This window comes from Halomonas sp. MMSF_3323, assembly GCF_030733595.1.
In the GTDB taxonomy this organism is placed as follows: domain Bacteria; phylum Pseudomonadota; class Gammaproteobacteria; order Pseudomonadales; family Halomonadaceae; genus Halomonas; species Halomonas litopenaei.
In genome coordinates this window covers 16,396-34,598 of sequence record NZ_JASHIT010000037.1, presented here as the reverse complement: position 1 = coordinate 34,598, position 18,203 = coordinate 16,396, and the positions used below count along the sequence as shown (strand labels likewise).

The following is an 18,203-nucleotide window of genomic DNA, read 5'->3' as shown; positions in this document are numbered from 1 at the left end:
CGACTCCTCAGGCTGTGGATGGATCAGACAGGCGGTAGTACCGCTCAATGGCATCCCGGGTGATGATACCGGAAATTCGCTTCTGCTTCGGTCGATAGCCGTGTTCCACGTAGAGTCCATCCACCTTGCTTTCGTTCAGCACGTTCAGCGCCTCGGTCAGGGTCGCCTGCAGGTGGATGGCCACCAGGTCCAGTCGCTGGCCGGGGATTTCCAGTAGGTCCAGCAACGCCTCCTTGTCTTCATCGGGGCTGGCCGCCGCTGGTGACACCGGCGGTGGCGAGCGATCGACGTTCTTGCCCGCGATAACATCCGCCTGGCCACCGGGGGCGCCCCCCTTGTCCATCAACACCTCCATGGCGGCATTGTCGTCGCTGGCTTCGCGTTGATCTTCCGGCGCCGCCTTGGGTTCCTGTTTCTCCCGCTGTCCCTGCTGCTGCTCCTGCTCCTGCTGCTCGAGCAGATAACGCGCCAGGTCGGCCGCCTTCAGCGCCAGGGTCGGCTTGTCGTCGGTGGAACGTTCGATGATGATCCACACCGGTTTGGCCTCGAGCAATGCCCGAGCCTGGGTCTCCGAGATCCGTCGCCTGGTGCGCACCAGGCTGCGCTCCATCACCGCCGGCACCGACACCCGCGACAACGCCTGCATCAACGGTTGCTGAAGGGGGTGCAGACCATGGCGCTTGACGCTGATAAAGAAGCCGTCACAGCGACACAGCTGGCGCGCGGTCAGGCAGGACACCACCACCGCCAGCATGCCCGGCAACAGAATATGCGGCATATGGGTCAGTTCGAGCAGCGCCATCAGCGCCGCCAGCGGCGCCTGCAGCACCGCCCCCATCATCGCCGCCATGCCGATCATCGCGAATAGCCCAGGGTCTGCCGCCTTGTCCGGCCACATCCAACCCCCGGCAATGCCGAACAGCGCCCCGGCGGCCGCGCCGACCACCAGCACCGGGCCGATGATGCTCACCGGCACCCCGCAGCCTACCGCGAAGGCAGTCAGCAGCAGCTTGCCCAGCACCAGCGCCATCAGAATATCCAGCGTCAAACGATTGAACAGCGCATCGGACAGGCTGTCGTAGCCGATGCCCTGGACCTGGGGGTAGCACCAGGCCAGTAGCGCCGCCAGGGCACCGACCAGTGCCAGGCGCCACCACAGCGGCAGACTGGCGATGCGCTCCGAGCGCGAGACATGGATGAACAGCCCCGCCAGCAGACCGATACCGAAGGCCATGGCAGCGATCCAGTAGATATTGAACAGCGAGCCCATCGACAGATCGGGAACCGCGAAGGCAGGATCGGCGCCATAGACCAGCTGGGAGACCAGGGCTCCCATGCAGGCCGCCAGGATGACCGGCATGAAGCCAACGATGGTGTATTCCATCATCACCACCTCCATGGCGAAGATGACCCCGGCGATGGGCGTATTGAAGGAGGCGGCGATACCTGCCGCGGTGCCGCAGGCCACCAGCACCCGCAGGCTGTTGTGGGGCAGGCGCAGCAGTTGGCCGAGGCCACTGGAGGCGGCGGCGCCCAGGTGGATCGCCGGGCCTTCGCGCCCGGCAGATAGCCCCCCGACCACCGACACCACCCCCACCCACCACTGGTTCAACCAGTTGCGCAGCGGAAAGCGGCCCTGGTGATAGGTCAGGCGTTCGATCACATGGCTGACGCCGATCTTGCGGGCAGCCAGTGGCTGACGCCACAGCAGCACACCAATCACCGTCACCGCGATGATCGGCAGCACCATGCGCAGGCCGGTAGACAACTGCTCGAAGGCTTCGGGATCGTCGTAGGGCATCACCAGCATGGCGCCGACCATCAACGCCAGCCGGAAGACCACCATCAGACTGCCGGTGATCAGCCCCGTCACCACCCCCAGCACGCACAGTTGCGGCAGGGCGTCGACGCTCGCCAGCTGGCGACGGAAGGCATCAAGACTGAGATCGGGCAGGCGCATGGAGGTGTGGGTCGCTTCCTTGAGAGCGAAGGGTCGAGTCCCTGACGCAAGATGAAAGGCAGGCTTACCTTAGGTGACTATCTCTTGTGTATCATAGAACGTGACTTGGCACCCAGGCCGCCGTCATCGTCGTCTCTCGGAACCCCCATCGCCTGGCCCGAGAATCTCCAGGCAGGCCTGTGGCCAGGCCATTCGGCTCGCCTTGCGGGCGGCCACATTTCCATGGCAATGCGCTGAAACAGCAAAGTGCAAAGGAGCGTTACGTGATCAAGGTTGGAATCGTCGGCGGCACCGGTTACACCGGCGTCGAACTGCTCAGGCTGCTGGCGCGCCACCCCGAGGTGGAGGTGGACGCGATCACCTCACGAAGCGAAGCCGGCCTCGGCGTGGCCGAACTCTATCCCAACCTGCGAGGTCACTACGACGAGCTGCGCTTTTCCGAGCCTGACCCGGAGCGCCTGGCGCGCTGCGATGCGGTGTTCTTCGCCACGCCCCACGGCGTCGCCCACGCGCTGGCCGGCGACCTGCTGGAGCGAGGCACCCGGGTGATCGATCTGTCAGCCGATTTCCGCCTGCGCGACGCCGGCGTCTGGGCCGACTGGTACGGCCAGCCTCACGGCGCCCCGGGTCTGCTCGAGGAAGCCGTCTACGGCCTGCCCGAGGTCAGCCGCGATCAGATTCGCCAGGCCCGCCTGATCGCCGTCCCCGGCTGCTATCCCACCGCGGTGCAGCTTGGCTTTCTGCCGCTGCTGGAAGCCGGGCTGATCGACGCCGACCACCTGATCGCCGACTGCAAGTCCGGCGTCACCGGTGCCGGCCGTGGCGCCAAGGTGCCCTCGCTGCTCGCCGAGGCCAGTGAATCGATGAAGGCCTACGGCGCCTCCGGCCATCGTCATCTGCCGGAAATTCGCCAGGGGCTCGGCGACGCCGCCGGGGGTGAGGTCGGGCTGACCTTCGTGCCCCACCTGACGCCGATGATCCGCGGCATCCATGCCACCCTGTACGGGCGCCTGACCGGCGACCCCGGTGATCTCCAGCGTCTGTTCGAAGACCGCTTCGCCAACGAGCCCTTCGTCGACGTGATGCCCGCCGGCAGCCACCCCGAGACCCGTAGCGTCAAGGGCGCCAACCTTTGCCGCATCGCCGTACATCGCCCCGGCAACAGCGACACCGTGGTGGTGCTGGCCGTCATCGACAACCTGGTCAAGGGTGCCTCCGGCCAGGCCATCCACGCCCTCAATCTGATGTTCGACTTCGACGAGACCGCTGGTCTCGACGCCCCGGCGATGATGCCCTGAGGTCTATCCCCCCGCTTGCTGCGGGGGGATGTCGACGTACCAGGCGCCTTACCTCCGAGGAAAAGTTGACCCTTTTACTCTGGCTTGGGGATAATGACCGATGCGGTCGACGTCGGCTGATCGGCGACATCGACCGCTTTGACCCTGTTTCTCGACCCCGGGAGCTCTCATGAGCGGTGCCGAATCCTTTGTCCCCACCCCGCTACTGCTGTCCGACAACGCCCAGCGCCGACTCAAGGCACTGATGGCCGAAGACGGCGCCAGCAACATCGCCCTGCGCGTCTATGTCACGGGAGGCGGCTGCTCGGGATTTCAGTACGGCTTCGACGTGGCCGACGGCGTCAACGACGACGACACCGAGATTTCCTTCGGCGATGTCTCGCTGGTGGTCGACCCGCTGTCCTACCAGTACCTGGTCGGCTCCACCATCGACTATGAGGAAGGCCTGGCCGGCGCACGCTTTCTGGTGCAGAACCCCAACGCCACCACCACCTGTGGTTGCGGCGCCTCCTTTATGGTGTAGCGACCTTGCTGCGCGTCAGCCGACGCGACAGCAACACGCCTTTCCAGATAGCGCTTGATGCAGCCCTTGATGCCACCCTCGACGCAGCCTCCCGGCTGCGTCTTGCATTGTGTTGTGGCGCCGCCAGCGTTGGCCCAGCGGATTCTCCCCCAACTTGACCCCTTCCCCGCAACTCGCCATGGTAGTTGAGGATTTCACAATAACGTCAACTGGGGAAAATCATGAAAACCGCCCTTACTTCTGCCGCTCTTACCTCCGCCCTGCTCACCTTCGGTGTCATCGGCAGCGCTCAGGCCGAGACCCTGAACGTGGCCACCGACCCGAGCTTCGTGCCGTTCGAGATGATGGACCAGGAATCCGGCGAAATGGTCGGCTTCGACATGGACATCATTGCCGAGCTGGCCGAGCGTGCCGGTTTCGAATACGAACTGCGCACCATGGACTTCAACGGCATCATTCCCGCCGTCCAGACCGGTAACGTCGACATCGCCATCGCCGGTATCACCATCACCGACGAACGTGCCGAGATCGTCGACTTCTCCGACCCCTACTACGACAGCGGTCTGAAGATCCTGGTCAACGCCGACGAAGAAGGCGTCAGCGAGATCGATGACCTGTCCGGTATGCGTATCGGCACCAAGATCGGCTCCACCAGCTATGACTTCCTCCAGGAAAACCTGGGCGAGGACGCCGAGATCACCCCCTATCCGGGCACCAGCGACATGTACATGGCCCTGCTCGGCGGCAGCGTCGATGCCGCCTTCTACGACGCCCCCAACGTCGGCTACTTCTCCCAGACCCGTGGCGAAGGCAAGGTCAAGGTCGTTGGTCCGCTGTACGAAGGCCAGCAGTACGGCATCGTCTTCGTCAAGGGCAGCGAGTGGGTAGAGCCGGTCAACGAGGCCCTGGCGGCGATGAAGGAAGACGGCACCTACGACGAGATCCACGCCAAGTGGTTTGGTTCCACCAGCGAGTGATCGCAGTCCATAGCGACCTGGGCAACCGACCTGGGATTCATGGGGGCCGGTACACGACCGGCCCCCTTGGTGTTACCCGGACGTCACCCCGAGGCACTGTCTCGACCCCGGCATCAAGGCCTTTCGCCTTGTCCTGATTTCACGTGCATGACGGAGACCCACTCGTGGACGTCAACTTCCAATTCGACTGGTCGGCGGCGCTGTCCTCCATCCCCCAGCTGCTGACCGGCATCCCCTATACCCTGCTGATTTCCTTCGGCGGTCTGGCCATCGGCTTTGTCATCGGCATCATCTTCGGCCTGTTGCGCATTTCCCCGAGCGCCTGGCTGCGTGTTCCCGCCGTGGCCTACATCGAAATCTTCCGCGGCACCCCGGTACTGGTACAGGTGCTGTTCATCTTCTATGGCCTGCCGAGCATCCTTGGTGGCCCCATCGATGCGGTCACCGCAGGTATCGCTGCCATCGCCGTCAACTCCGGCGCCTACATCTCGGAGATCGTGCGCGGTGGTGTGCAGTCCATCGAGCGCGGCCAGCGCGAGGCCGGCCTGTCGCTGGGCCTGTCCCGCCGCCAGACCTTCCGCTACATCATCTGGCCCCAGTCCTTCCGCCGCATGATCCCGGCGCTGGGCAACCAGGCCATCATCAGCATCAAGGACACCTCGCTGTTCGCCGTCATCGGCGTTGGCGAGCTGGTGCGCCAGGGCCAGATCTACATCGCCACCACCTTCACCGCCCTGGAGGTCTATCTGATGGTGGCGCTGCTCTATCTTGCCATCACCCTTTCCTTGTCCTTCGCCCTGCGCATGCTCGAGCGCAAGGGCCTGGTGGGCCAGTGAGGTGCAACATCCCATGGAAAATTCCGACATGAACCCAGCCTCTCACGCCCAGGGCGAGCCCATCGTCCGTATCGACAAACTCAACAAGCACTTCGGCTCGCTGCACGTGCTCAAGAACATCGACCTTGAGGTGGCCCAGGGCGAAGTGGTGGTCGTCATCGGCGCCAGTGGCTCCGGCAAGTCGACCCTCATCCGCTGCGTCAATGGCCTGGAAGAATTCCAGCAGGGCGCCCTCAGGGTCGACGGCAACGACCTCAAGCCCGACGGCAAGGCCAGCCAGGCGCTGCAGACCATCCGCACCGAGGTCGGCATGGTGTTCCAGCAGTTCAACCTGTTCCCTCACCTCAGCGTGCGTGACAACGTCACCCTGGCCCCGATGAAGGTGCGCGGCGAAAGCCGTGACAAGGCCGAGGCCACCGCGGAACGGCTGCTCGATCGGGTCGGCATCAAGGACCAGGCCGACAAGTACCCGACCCAGCTCTCCGGCGGTCAGCAGCAGCGCGTGGCGCTGGCCCGCGCACTGGCCATGGAGCCCCGTCTGATGCTGTTCGACGAGCCCACCTCGGCGCTGGACCCGGAGATGATCGGTGAGGTGCTCGACGCCATGCGTGAGCTCGCCAGAGAAGGCATGACGATGATGATCGTGACCCACGAGATGGGCTTCGCCCGGGAGGTCGCCGACCGCGTGATCTACATCCACAAGGGTGAGATCGTCGAGCAGGGCAAGCCCGAAGAAGTCTTCGACAATCCGCAGAATGAACGTACCCAGAGCTTCCTGGCGCGAGTGCTCAAGCACTGAAAAAACCGCCCGTTCGAGCCTCTCAAACGCCCTGTCGAGTGATCGACAGGGCGTTTTTTTGGCTTTTTGGGGCTGTGGACAAGATTTTTCACATTTGGCTGCGAAGCCCACTGCCACGGGGGCTGTGGGCAAGTCGGCGAGTTGTTCACCGTCGCGGTGACAACCGCCCCCGAGCTCGGTGGATAACTGGTGGAAGCCGAGCCCTGTGGGCAAGTCGTGATTGTGTCCACAGGCAGATAACACGCCATCAAACGCTGGTACGTCCCTTGTTCAACAAAGGATCAACATTGTACCTATTTGTTTTTTGTAGATTTAAATGGTTTTTCCACAGAAAGTGTCCACACCAGTAGTTACAACCACTACAGAACTTCCTTTCTTATTCTTTTATTTTTTTATAGGTAGGTAAGTGAAGCTCCTGCCTGACAGACGGGGTGTGGAAAACCCTGACGTTTACCCACAGGAGGGTTTATACTGGCCGGCTATTTTTCGTACGAACCCAATATCCAGACCGCTGGCGCGCTGCGCCGAACGAGGTGAACCTTGGAGTATCCCGACCGCTTTGACGTCATCGTCATCGGCGGTGGCCATGCTGGAACGGAAGCTGCCCTGGCCTCTGCCCGCATGGGTTGCCAGACCCTGCTGTTGACCCACAACATCGAGACCCTGGGCCAGATGTCCTGCAATCCCGCCATCGGCGGGATCGGCAAGAGTCATCTGGTCAAGGAAATCGACGCCCTCGGCGGCGCCATGGGATTGGCGACGGACCTGGGCGGGATCCAGTTTCGCGTGCTCAACGCCCGCAAGGGCCCCGCGGTACGGGCGACCCGTGCCCAGGCCGATCGTGTGCGCTACAAGGCCGCGATTCGTGGCATGCTGGAAAACCAGCCGAACCTGACGCTGTTCCAGCAGGCCGCCGGCGACCTGATCGTCGACCAGGACACCGTGCGCGGCGTGGTCACCGAGACCGGACTGCGATTCCTGGCCGAAACCGTGGTGCTGTGCACCGGCACCTTCCTCGGCGGGGTGATCCACATCGGGCTGGACAACAGCCGTGGTGGTCGTGCCGGGGATCCGCCCTCCAATGCCCTGGCCGAGCGTCTGCGCGCCTTGCCGTTTCGGGTCGATCGCCTGAAGACCGGCACCCCGCCGCGCATCGATGCCAAGAGCGTCGACTTCTCGCGTCTCGAGGAGCAGCCGGGCGACAGTCCGACTCCGGTGATGTCCTACCTGGGATCGCGGGACATGCATCCGCGCCAGGTCAGCTGCCACATCGCCCATACCAACGAGCGCACCCACGAGATCATCTTCGACAATCTCGATCGCTCGCCGATGTTCTCCGGGGTGATCGAAGGGGTCGGGCCGCGCTACTGCCCGTCCATCGAAGACAAGGTCCACCGCTTCGCCGACAAGACCAGCCACCAGGTGTTCGTCGAGCCGGAGGGTCTGGATACCCATGAGCTATACCCAAATGGTATTTCGACCTCCTTGCCCTTCGACGTGCAGCTCAAGGTGGTGCGCTCCATCGAAGGTCTCGAGCGGGCCCATATCACCCGTCCGGGCTACGCCATCGAGTACGACTTCTTCGATCCGCGGGACCTGAAGCACTCGCTGGAAACCAAATTTATCCACAACCTGTTCTTCGCCGGCCAGATCAACGGCACCACCGGCTACGAGGAAGCGGGGGCCCAGGGCCTGCTCGCCGGGCTCAACGCCGCGCGTCGCGCCAAGGCGCTCGACGCCTGGTGTCCGCGCCGCGACGAGGCCTACCTCGGGGTGCTGGTGGATGACCTGATCACCCTGGGCACCAAGGAGCCCTACCGGATGTTCACCTCCCGCGCCGAGTACCGGCTGTTGCTGCGTGAGGACAACGCCGACATGCGCCTGACCGAACACGGTCGCGCACTGGGGCTGGTGGACGATGAGCGCTGGGCGCGGTTCAGCGACAAGCGTGAAGCGGTGGAGCGCGAGAGCGCCCGGCTCAAGGCGACCTGGGTGCAGCCCGGGACCGATGCCGCCGCCGACATCGAGCGAATCACCGGCAAGCCGCTGGCCCGCGAGTACAGCCTGATGGACCTGCTCAAGCGCCCGGAACTCGGCTATGCCGACGTGGCTGCAGCCAAGGGTGAGCCGGTGAGCGACGAGACGGTCGCCGAACAGGTCCAGATCCAGGCCAAGTACCAGGGCTACATCGATCGTCAGCAGGACGAGATCGACAAGCTCAAGCGTCACGAGTCCATGGCCCTGCCGACCGATCTCGACTACAGCCGAGTCGAGGGGCTGTCCCACGAGATTCGCCAGAAGCTCGCCGAGGCGCGCCCGGAGACCCTGGCCCAGGCCGGGCGGATCAGCGGGGTGACCCCGGCGGCGGTATCGATCCTGCTGATTCACCTCAAGAAACGCCGGTTGCTCGATGATCGCGAGGTGGCCAGCGGATGAGTCAGGCGATGTCCCCGGCCCTGCAGCAGCGACTGCACGAGCGCTTGAGCGAGGGCCTTGCCGCCCTCGAGATTACGGCCACCGCCGTCCAGCTTGACCAGCTGCTGGCCCTGGTGGGTCTGTTGCACAAGTGGAACCGGGCCTATAACCTCACGGCGGTACGCGATCCGCTGGACATGGTCTCTCGCCACGTGCTCGACAGCGCCGCGGTGCTGCCCTGGGTCAAGGGCCCACGGGTGCTCGACGTGGGTGCGGGGCCTGGCCTGCCCGGCCTGGTGCTGGCGATCCTCAACCCCGAGCTCGACGTCAGCCTGCTCGACAGCAACGGCAAGAAGGTACGCTTTCAGCGTCAGGCGGTGATGGAACTTGGGCTCGCCCGGGTGACCCCGATCCAGGCGCGAGTGGAAGCCTATACCCCGGCCGACGGCGGGTTCGATCAACTGATCTCGCGGGCCTTTGCCAGCCTCGAGGACTTCGTCGAGCTGACCCGGCCGCTGCTGGCGCCCCACGGCCAGTGGCTGGCGATGAAGGGACCGGCGGTGGACGGCGAGCTTGAACGCCTGGAGGACGACGTGCGCTGTGTCTCGCGCCATGCGTTGAGGGTGCCGTACGAGTCAGCGGGTCGAGAACTGGTTATGCTGGAACCCGAGGCCGGGGGCCGCTAGGCTCGGGCTTGGGGTTCGGTTTTCACGATTTTGCCGCCACCAGCCACCCGAGAATTTCCACGCAAGGATGACGTCGTGACCAAAATCATCGCCTTGACCAACCAGAAGGGTGGGGTCGGCAAGACCACCTCTGCCGTCAACCTGGCCGCCAGTCTGGCGTCGCTGGATCGCCGCGTACTGCTGGTCGATCTCGATCCCCAGGGCCACGCCACCATGGGCAGTGGTGTCGACAAGCACAGCCTCGAGGGCAGCGTGCTCGACGTCATCCTGGGCGACAAGCGCCCGGTGGAGGTCATCCTCGACTGCCCCGAGGCGGGCTACGCCTTGCTGCCCGGCAATGGCGACCTGACCGCCGCCGAGGTCGAGCTGCTCGATCGTGGTGAAGGCCGCGAGCGGGCGCTGGCCAAGGCGCTGGACGAAGTCGCCGGCGAGTACGACGTGGTGATGATCGACTGCCCACCGTCGCTGAACATGCTCACCGTCAATGCGCTGACCGCCGCCGATGGGGTACTGATACCGCTGCAGTGCGAGTTCTATGCCCTGGAAGGCCTGTCGGCGCTGCTCGACACCGTCGAGCAGATCAAGGACAGCGTGAACCCGGGCCTCGAGATCTTCGGGATCCTGCGCACCATGTTCGATGCCCGCAACAGCCTGACCCGGGACGTCAGCAAGCAGCTGCGGGACTACTTCGGCGATGCCCTGCTCAAGACCACCATTCCACGCAACGTGCGGGTTGCCGAGGCGCCGAGTCACGGCCTGCCGGTCACCAAGTACGCACGCTTCTCGCGGGGCAGCCAGGCCCACCGGGTGCTGGCCAAGGAACTGATTCGTCGGCTGTCGCTGTAGCCCCGGCCAGGGTGGCAAGGGCCAGCAGTGTCGAATTTTTGAGCGTGCTGTGATGAGGATGAATCGATGACGCGCAAACGCGCCCTGGGACGAGGACTGGATGCGCTGATCGGGGCCGGTGCCCGCCGCCGCGAGAGCCTCGATCTGCCCGAGGTGGATGCCGAGCTGACGACCGACGGCGACGAAGACGCCACGGTGGTGCCGCCTCCCGCGCCGGAGGAACGTCTGGAGCGCCTGCCGCTGGGCCAGCTCAGCCGTGGACGCTACCAGCCAAGGCGCGATATCCAGCCCGAAGCGCTGGAGGAGCTGGCCGACTCGATCCGCGCCCAGGGCGTGATGCAGCCCATCGTGGTGCGTCCGATCGGTCCCGACCGCTATGAAATCATCGCCGGTGAACGCCGCTGGCGGGCCTCCCAGCTGGCCGAACTGGACGTCATCCCGGCGGTGATCCGCGAGGTGACCGACGAGGTGGCCCTGGCGCTGGCACTGATCGAGAACATCCAGCGCGAGAACCTCAACCCGGTGGAGGAAGCGCTGGCGCTCAAGCGTCTGCTCGACGAATTCGAACTGACCCAGCAGCAGGTCGCCGACGCCGTGGGCCGTTCGCGTACCCAGGTGACCAACCTGCTGCGCCTGCTGGCGCTGGACCCCGAGGTGCAGACGCTGCTCGAACGCGGTGACCTGGACATGGGCCATGCCCGCGCCCTGTTGACCCTGCCGGCGGCCAAGCAGCGCAAGGCGGCCCATGAGGTGGTCAACAAGGACCTGACCGTGCGCGCCACCGAGGCGCTGGTCAAGCAACTGGCCAATGGCAAGCCAAAGGCCGCCAAGACTGCGCCGAATCAGGACGTGGCCCGGCTGGAGACCCGTCTGGCAGATCTGCTCGGCGCCCCGGTCAAGATCAGCCACGGCAAGGCCGGCAAGGGCAAGGTCACCATCCAGTACTCGAGCCTCGACGAGCTCGACGGCATCCTGGGCCACATCCGCTGAGTGGCGACGACCAGAGACAGCGACCGGGTTGCGCGTATCAGCGCAGTAAACCACTTAGGTCGCTAATCACTTTAGCGGCCTTTTCTCCGCATTTGGTCGTAAGCCAGCGCGAAGTGACGACAAATCGTCACGTCTTTGGTTGAAGCCGTTAGGGGGCTTCCCTATAATCGCGCCGGAGTCTGCCGGTGGTCTGTCGCCGGCGATCACGATGGATGACGAGTTCGCGCCAAGAGGCGCGTCGGGAGAAACACTTGGCGGCCAGGATCCAACGACCCCAGGTGCAGCGCCTGCTGATGGCACAGCTCGCTGTGCTGGCGCTGACCAGCGTTGCGGCGGCTGGCATCGACGGTATCTCCGGCGCTTCCTCGGCGGCCCTGGGCGGGCTGGTGGCCTTTTTGCCCAATGTGTTCTTTGCCTGGTGTGTGTTCCGGGCGCAGGGCGCACGCTACTCCAAGGCCATCGTCAACAATTTCTATCGTGCGGAAGCCGGCAAGTTCGGTTTGACGGCGGCGCTGTTCACCCTGGTGTTCATCGCAGTGCCTCCCTCAAACCCGACTTTTTTCTTTGGCGCTTATGTGGTGACGCTGTTCGTTCATTGGCTGGGGCCCTGGCTGGTGAAACGACCGTCGCACACCTGACAACGAGGCAGACATGGCAGGCACGAATCCGACTCCGACGGAATATATCCAGCACCACCTGCAGAACCTGACCTTCGGGCTGCACCCGGACAATGGCTGGTCGATCGCCCATTCCGCCCAGGAAGCTTCCGACATGGGCTTCTGGGCCGTTCACCTCGATACCCTCGGCTGGTCCGTCGGTCTCGGTCTGATCTTCCTGTGGCTGTTCAAGAAGGCGGCCAACACCGCTACCACCGGCGTGCCTGGTGCGCTGCAGAACTTTGTCGAGCTGATGGTCGAGTTCGTCGACAACTCGGTCAAGGACACCTTCCACGGCAAGAGCAAGCTGATCGCGCCGCTGGCGCTGACCATCTTCTGCTGGGTCTTCCTGATGAACCTGATGGACCTGGTGCCGGTGGACTTCCTGCCGCTGCTGGCGGCCAAGATCGGCGCCCTGTTCGGCGCGGACCCGGCCCACGTCTACTTCAAGGTGGTGCCGACCACCGACGTCAATGCCACCCTCGGCATGGCGCTGTCCGTGTTCGGCCTGATCATCTTCTACACCATTCGTGCCAAGGGCTTCTCCGGCTTCATCGGTGAGCTTACCCTGCACCCGTTCAACTCACCCAACAAGCTGGTCCAGGCGCTGTTCATCCCGGTCAACTTCCTGCTCGAGACCGTGACCCTGATCGCCAAGCCGATCTCCCTGGCCCTGCGACTGTTCGGCAACCTCTACGCCGGTGAGCTGATCTTCATCCTGATCGCGATGATCGGCCTGTGGCAGCTGCCGCTGCACTTCACCTGGGCGGTGTTCCATATCCTGGTCATCACCCTGCAGGCCTTCATCTTCATGATGCTGACCATCGTCTACATGAGCATGGCGGTGGAGAAGCACTGACGGTTTCGCTTCAACCCTAAACCCTTAACCCTAACCCACTGATAAACCTTAGTTTCAACTAAAAACTGGAGAGACCACCATGGAAGCACAAGTTCTGGGTATGACCGCCATCGCCGTGTCCCTGCTGATCGGCCTGGGTGCACTCGGCACCGCCATCGGCTTCGGTATCCTCGGCGGCAAGTTCCTGGAAGGCGCTGCACGTCAGCCGGAAATGGTTCCGATGCTGCAGGTCAAGATGTTCATCGTCGCCGGCCTGCTGGACGCCGTGACCATGATCGGTGTTGGTATCGCGCTGTTCTTCACCTTCGCTAACCCGTTTGTCGGTTAATGTCCGACCGCTCGTCCCGAGCCGTCGATCCGTTAACCCCAAACCCGTAACGCGAGAGGTGCTGGCGTGAACCTGAACCTTACCCTAGTCGGCCAGGCTATCGCCTTTGCGTTCTTCGTCTGGTTCTGCATGAAGTTTATATGGCCGCCGGTCATGCAAGCTCTGCAGGAACGCCAGAAGAAGATCGCCGATGGTCTGGATGCTGCCAGCCGTGCGGCGCGTGATCTCGAGGTGGCCGAGAAAGAGGCCGACGAGACCCTGCGCAAGAGCAAGCAAGAGGCGGCCGAGATCCTGGAACAGGCCCAGAAACAGGCCAACCAGAAGCTCGAGCAGGCACGCGAAGACGCCCGCCTTGAAGGCGAGCGCATGATTGCCAAGGCCAAGTCCGAGATCGAGCAGGAAGTGGCACGCGCGAAGGAAGACCTGCGCGCACAGGTGTCCCGTCTGGCGGTCCTGGGCGCTGAGCGAATCCTGGAGTCCTCCATCGACGAGAAGCAGCACGCTGCCATCGTCGACAAACTCGCCAAAGAGCTCTGAGGAGGTGCCCCATGGCGGAAACGTCAACTATCGCTCGCCCGTACGCCAAGGCTGCCTTTGAGCACGCCGTGGCCAAGGACGCGCTCGACGAATGGTCCGGCATGCTGGCCAGGGTCGCGCAGGTCGTCGGCGACGACGACATGCGCGCCCGGGTGCTCGGCAATCCCAAGCTGTCCAGCGCACAGAAGGCTGATGTTGTCGTCGACGTCTGTGGTGACGCCGTCAATGACGACCTCAAGAACTTCGTTCGCCTGGTCGGCCAGAAGGGTCGCCTGGCGGCGCTCGGCGCCATCGCCGAGCAGTTCGAGGTGCTCAAGGCCCAGCAGGAAAAGCGGGTAGAGGTGGAAATTGTTTCCGCCTTCCCGCTGGCCGAAGCCCAGGAACAATCGCTCGCGAGTGCACTGGCCAAGCGTCTGAACCGCGAAATCTCCATTACCACTCAGGTGGACAAGACGCTCCTGGGCGGCGTGATCCTGCGTGCCGGCGACACCGTCATCGACGGTTCGGTACGTGGTCGATTGAACCGCCTCCAGGAAGCCCTTTCCGCCTGAGTCTGAGGGACATGGCATGCAGCAACTGAATCCTTCCGAGATCAGCGACATCATCAAGCAGCGTATCGAGAAGCTTGACGTCGCATCCGAAGCCCGTAATCAGGGCACGATCGTCAGCGTATCTGACGGTATCGTGCAGATTCACGGCCTCGCCGACGCAATGTTCGGTGAGATGATCGAATTCCCCGGCGGCATCTTCGGGATGACCCTGAACCTCGAGCGCGACAACGTCGGTGCCGTGGTTCTGGGTGATTACCTGCAGCTGGAAGAGGGCATGACTGCCCAGTGTACCGGTCGCATCCTCGAGGTGCCGGTGGGTCCCGAACTGCGCGGCCGTGTGGTCGACGCCCTCGGTAACCCCATCGACGGCAAGGGCGACCTGGGCACCAAGGAAACCGACGCGGTCGAGAAGGTCGCACCTGGCGTCATCACTCGTCAGTCCGTCGACGAGCCGATCCAGACCGGTTTCAAGTCCATCGATGCCATGGTGCCGATCGGCCGCGGTCAGCGTGAGCTGATCATCGGCGACCGTCAGATCGGTAAGTCGGCGATCGCCATCGATGCGATCATCAACCAGAAAGGCACCGGCGTCACCTGTGTCTACGTGGCCATCGGTCAGAAGCAGTCGACCATCGCCAACGTGGTGCGCAAGCTCGAAGAGCACGGCGCCATGGAGCACACCATCGTGGTCGCCGCCGGCGCCGCCGATCCGGCCCCGATGCAGTTCCTCGCCGCCTACTCCGGCTGCACCATGGGCGAGTACTTCCGCGACCGCGGTGAAGACGCGCTGATCGTCTATGACGATCTGTCCAAGCAGGCCGTGGCCTACCGCCAGGTGTCCCTGCTGCTGCGTCGTCCGCCGGGCCGTGAAGCCTTCCCTGGCGACGTCTTCTACCTCCACTCCCGTCTGCTCGAGCGTGCCGCGCGTGTCAACGCCGACTACGTCGAGAAGTTCACCAACGGTGAAGTGAAGGGCAAGACCGGCTCGCTGACCGCACTGCCGATCATCGAGACCCAGGCCGGCGACGTGTCTGCCTTCGTTCCGACCAACGTGATCTCGATCACCGACGGTCAGATCTTCCTCGAGACCGACCTGTTCAACTCAGGCATCCGCCCGGCCATCAACGCCGGTCTGTCGGTGTCTCGTGTGGGTGGCTCGGCACAGACCAAGATCATCAAGAAGCTCGGCGGCAGCGTGCGTCTGGCTCTGGCCCAGTACCGCGAGCTCGCGGCCTTCTCCCAGTTCGCCTCCGACCTGGACGAAGCCACCCGCAAGCAGCTCGAGCACGGTCAGCGCGTCACCGAGCTGATGAAGCAGAAGCAGTACTCGCCGATGTCGGTTGCCGAGATGGCGATCTCCCTGTTTGCCGCCAACGAAGGCTTCCTGGACGACGTCGACGTCAACAAGGTGCTGGACTTCGAACATGCACTCCACGAGTACATGAAGTCCGAGCACGGCGAGTTGCTCGACAAGATCAACGAGTCTGGCGACTACAACGACGAGATCAAGGACGGCCTGAAGCAGGGTCTCGAGAAGTTCAAGTCCTCTCAGAGCTGGTAAGCGTCCACTGGCCCGCCGCAAGGCGGGCCAGATGGTCGAACAGGATTCTGAGGGTCACCGAACAAGGGTAGATCGCCATGGCAGTCGGAAAAGAGATTCGCACGCAGATTGCGAGCATCAAGAACACGCAGAAGATCACCAATGCGATGCAGATGGTGGCGGCGTCGAAGATGCGCAAGACCCAGGAACGGATGTCGGCGAGCAAGCCTTACGCCGAACAGATCCGTCACGTGGTGGGTCATCTCGCCCAGGCCAACCCGGAATACAAGCATCCGTGGATGGAAGAGCGTGAGGCCAAGCGCGTCGGTTACATCGTCGTCTCCAGCGATCGTGGTCTCTGTGGCGGCTTGAACGTCAACCTGTTCAAGGCGACGGTCAAGGACGCTCAGGCGTGGCACGAGAAGGGCGCCGAGCTCGACTTCTGTGCCCTCGGCAGCAAGGCCAGCAGCTTCTTCCGCAAGTATGGGGGAAGCCTGGTCGCCGCCAAGAGTGGCCTGGGGGAAACGCCGAGTCTTGATGATCTGATCGGCAGCGTGAAGGTGATGCTGGATGCCTACGATGAAGGCAAGCTGGATCGTCTTTACGTGGTGCACAACGAATTCGTCAATACCATGACCCAGAAGCCGGTCGTCCGTCAGCTGCTACCGCTGACCGAGGACACCGCAAAGGTCGAGGAAGACGACGAGAACAAGCGTCCCAGCAGCTGGGACTACCTGTATGAGCCGGATGCCAAGGCGCTGCTCGACAGCCTGCTCGTGCGCTACGTTGAAGCGCAGGTGTATCAGGCGGTGGTCGAGAACACAGCGTGCGAGCAGGCGGCACGCATGGTTGCCATGAAGAGCGCGACCGACAACGCGGGCAATCTGATCGACGATCTGGAGCTGGTGTACAACAAGGCCCGTCAGGCGGCCATTACCCAGGAAATCTCCGAGATCGTTGGCGGTGCCGCCGCTGTTTAAGGCATGCAGGTTTCATTTGCAGGTATTAGAGAGGAACCAAGATGAGCGGACGTATCGTACAAATCATCGGCGCGGTGATTGACGTAGAGTTTCCGCGGGACGATGTTCCCAAGGTCTACGACGCGCTGAAGGTCACCGAAAAGGAGACCATCCTCGAAGTCCAGCAGCAGCTGGGCGACGGCGTGGTGCGCTGCATCGCCATGGGCTCGACCGAAGGGCTCAAGCGCGGCATGAACACCGATAACACCGGCGCGGCCATCTCCGTCCCGGTCGGCCAGGAAACCCTGGGCCGCATCATGAACGTGCTCGGCGAGCCGATCGATGAGGCCGGTGAGATCGGCGAGCAGGAGCGCATGCCGATCCACCGCGAGGCTCCGGGCTACGCCGACCAGGCGGCCACCAACGAGCTGCTCGAGACCGGCATCAAGGTCATCGACCTGGTGTGCCCGTTCGCCAAGGGCGGCAAGGTCGGTCTGTTCGGCGGTGCCGGTGTCGGCAAGACCGTCAACATGATGGAGCTGATCCGTAACATCGCCACCGAGCACAGCGGTTACTCCGTGTTCGCCGGTGTCGGTGAGCGTACTCGTGAAGGTAACGACTTCTACCACGAGATGCAGGAGTCCAACGTTCTCGACAAGGTGGCACTGGTCTACGGCCAGATGAACGAGCCGCCCGGGAACCGCCTGCGTGTGGCCCTGACCGGTCTGACCATCGCCGAGAAGTTCCGTGACGAAGGTCGTGACGTACTGTTGTTCGTCGACAACATCTACCGTTACACCCTGGCCGGTACCGAGGTGTCCGCACTGCTGGGCCGTATGCCGTCCGCGGTGGGTTACCAGCCGACCCTGGCCGAGGAGATGGGCGTTCTGCAGGAGCGTATCACCTCCACCAAGACCGGCTCGATCACCTCCGTGCAGGCCGTCTACGTGCCCGCGGATGACTTGACCGACCCGTCTCCGGCGACCACCTTCTCGCACCTGGACGCCACCGTGGTACTGGCGCGTTCCATCGCCGAGCTGGGTATCTATCCGGCCATCGACCCGCTGGACTCCACCTCTCGCCAGCTTGATCCGCTGGTGGTGGGCGACGAGCACTACAACGTCGCGCGCGGTGTTCAGGGCGTGCTCCAGCGCTACAAGGAGCTCAAGGACATCATCGCCATCCTGGGTATGGACGAGCTGTCCGACGAAGACAAGCAGATCGTGGCACGTGCGCGTAAGATCCAGCGCTTCCTGTCACAGCCGTTCTTCGTTGCCGAGGTGTTCACCGGCTCTCCCGGCAAGTACGTGTCGCTGAAGGAGACCATCCGTGGTTTCCAGGGCATCCTGGACGGCGAGTACGACGAGCTGCCCGAGCAGGCCTTCTACATGGTCGGCACCATCGACGAGGCCGTCGAGAAAGCCAACCAGATGAAGTAATCCC

General features: G+C 63.5%; 18 protein-coding genes. 17 read left to right on the top strand and 1 reads right to left on the bottom strand.

What is annotated here, in order from left to right; translation table 11 throughout:
• Positions 1-7: 7 nt before the first annotated feature.
• Positions 8-1,960, bottom strand: coding sequence for a chloride channel protein (locus tag RBB39_RS17470; protein ID WP_045992724.1), 1,953 nt, complete (start codon positions 1,958-1,960; stop codon positions 8-10).
• A 263-nt stretch (positions 1,961-2,223) separates the two neighbouring features.
• On the opposite strand from RBB39_RS17470, the gene argC reads away from it, so the two are divergent.
• The 17 genes from argC to atpD all read left to right on the top strand — a co-directional run bounded on the left by argC (position 2,224) and on the right by atpD (position 18,199).
• Positions 2,224-3,258, top strand: coding sequence for an N-acetyl-gamma-glutamyl-phosphate reductase (gene argC, locus RBB39_RS17465; RefSeq protein ID WP_045992723.1), 1,035 nt, complete (start codon positions 2,224-2,226; stop codon positions 3,256-3,258).
• 169 nt (positions 3,259-3,427) lie between these two features.
• On the top strand, positions 3,428-3,781 hold the full coding sequence (gene erpA / locus RBB39_RS17460) for an iron-sulfur cluster insertion protein ErpA (RefSeq protein ID WP_045992722.1): 354 nt from the start codon (positions 3,428-3,430) through the stop codon (positions 3,779-3,781).
• 221 nt (positions 3,782-4,002) lie between these two features.
• Positions 4,003-4,758 (top strand): transporter substrate-binding domain-containing protein, encoded by a 756-nt coding sequence (locus RBB39_RS17455; RefSeq protein WP_045992721.1) that lies wholly within the window; start codon positions 4,003-4,005, stop codon positions 4,756-4,758.
• A 164-nt stretch (positions 4,759-4,922) separates the two neighbouring features.
• Entirely contained in the window at positions 4,923-5,594 is a 672-nt protein-coding gene (locus RBB39_RS17450; protein WP_045992720.1) for an amino acid ABC transporter permease, read from the top strand.
• Between the two features lie 28 nt (positions 5,595-5,622).
• Positions 5,623-6,393 carry an amino acid ABC transporter ATP-binding protein gene (locus RBB39_RS17445; RefSeq protein WP_045992719.1) on the top strand — a complete coding sequence of 257 codons (771 nt, stop codon included), beginning with the start codon at positions 5,623-5,625 and terminating at the stop codon, positions 6,391-6,393.
• Between the two features lie 540 nt (positions 6,394-6,933).
• Positions 6,934-8,829: a tRNA uridine-5-carboxymethylaminomethyl(34) synthesis enzyme MnmG gene (gene mnmG, locus RBB39_RS17440; protein WP_045992718.1), complete on the top strand. Its 1,896-nt coding sequence runs from the start codon at positions 6,934-6,936 to the stop codon at positions 8,827-8,829.
• Positions 8,826-9,494 carry a 16S rRNA (guanine(527)-N(7))-methyltransferase RsmG gene (gene rsmG, locus RBB39_RS17435; protein ID WP_045992717.1) on the top strand — a complete coding sequence of 223 codons (669 nt, stop codon included), beginning with the start codon at positions 8,826-8,828 and terminating at the stop codon, positions 9,492-9,494. The genes mnmG and rsmG overlap by 4 nt, the downstream gene beginning before the upstream one ends.
• 75 nt (positions 9,495-9,569) lie before the next feature.
• Positions 9,570-10,340, top strand: coding sequence for a ParA family protein (locus RBB39_RS17430; RefSeq protein ID WP_045992716.1), 771 nt, complete (start codon positions 9,570-9,572; stop codon positions 10,338-10,340).
• A gap of 66 nt (positions 10,341-10,406) precedes the next feature.
• A complete protein-coding gene (locus RBB39_RS17425) occupies positions 10,407-11,330 on the top strand; it encodes a ParB/RepB/Spo0J family partition protein (protein WP_045992715.1) in 924 nt (307 codons plus the stop codon).
• Positions 11,331-11,608: 278 nt separating this feature from the next.
• Positions 11,609-11,968 (top strand): ATP synthase subunit I, encoded by a 360-nt coding sequence (locus RBB39_RS17420; RefSeq protein WP_231498561.1) that lies wholly within the window; start codon positions 11,609-11,611, stop codon positions 11,966-11,968.
• A gap of 13 nt (positions 11,969-11,981) precedes the next feature.
• On the top strand, positions 11,982-12,845 hold the full coding sequence (gene atpB, locus RBB39_RS17415; RefSeq protein WP_045992713.1) for a F0F1 ATP synthase subunit A: 864 nt from the start codon (positions 11,982-11,984) through the stop codon (positions 12,843-12,845).
• Between the two features lie 79 nt (positions 12,846-12,924).
• Complete coding sequence (gene atpE / locus RBB39_RS17410) at positions 12,925-13,173, top strand: F0F1 ATP synthase subunit C (protein WP_045992712.1); 249 nt, start codon at positions 12,925-12,927, stop codon at positions 13,171-13,173.
• A 66-nt stretch (positions 13,174-13,239) separates the two neighbouring features.
• Positions 13,240-13,710, top strand: a complete 471-nt coding sequence (locus tag RBB39_RS17405) for a F0F1 ATP synthase subunit B (RefSeq protein WP_045992711.1) — start codon at positions 13,240-13,242, stop codon at positions 13,708-13,710.
• A gap of 11 nt (positions 13,711-13,721) precedes the next feature.
• Complete coding sequence (locus tag RBB39_RS17400) at positions 13,722-14,261, top strand: F0F1 ATP synthase subunit delta (RefSeq protein ID WP_045992710.1); 540 nt, start codon at positions 13,722-13,724, stop codon at positions 14,259-14,261.
• 16 nt (positions 14,262-14,277) lie between these two features.
• Complete coding sequence (gene atpA, locus RBB39_RS17395) at positions 14,278-15,822, top strand: F0F1 ATP synthase subunit alpha (RefSeq protein WP_045992709.1); 1,545 nt, start codon at positions 14,278-14,280, stop codon at positions 15,820-15,822.
• Positions 15,823-15,899: 77 nt separating this feature from the next.
• Positions 15,900-16,781 (top strand): F0F1 ATP synthase subunit gamma, encoded by an 882-nt coding sequence (gene atpG / locus RBB39_RS17390; protein WP_045992708.1) that lies wholly within the window; start codon positions 15,900-15,902, stop codon positions 16,779-16,781.
• Positions 16,782-16,822: 41 nt separating this feature from the next.
• Positions 16,823-18,199: a F0F1 ATP synthase subunit beta gene (gene atpD / locus RBB39_RS17385; protein ID WP_045992707.1), complete on the top strand. Its 1,377-nt coding sequence runs from the start codon at positions 16,823-16,825 to the stop codon at positions 18,197-18,199.
• The last annotated feature ends 4 nt before the right edge of the window (positions 18,200-18,203 follow it).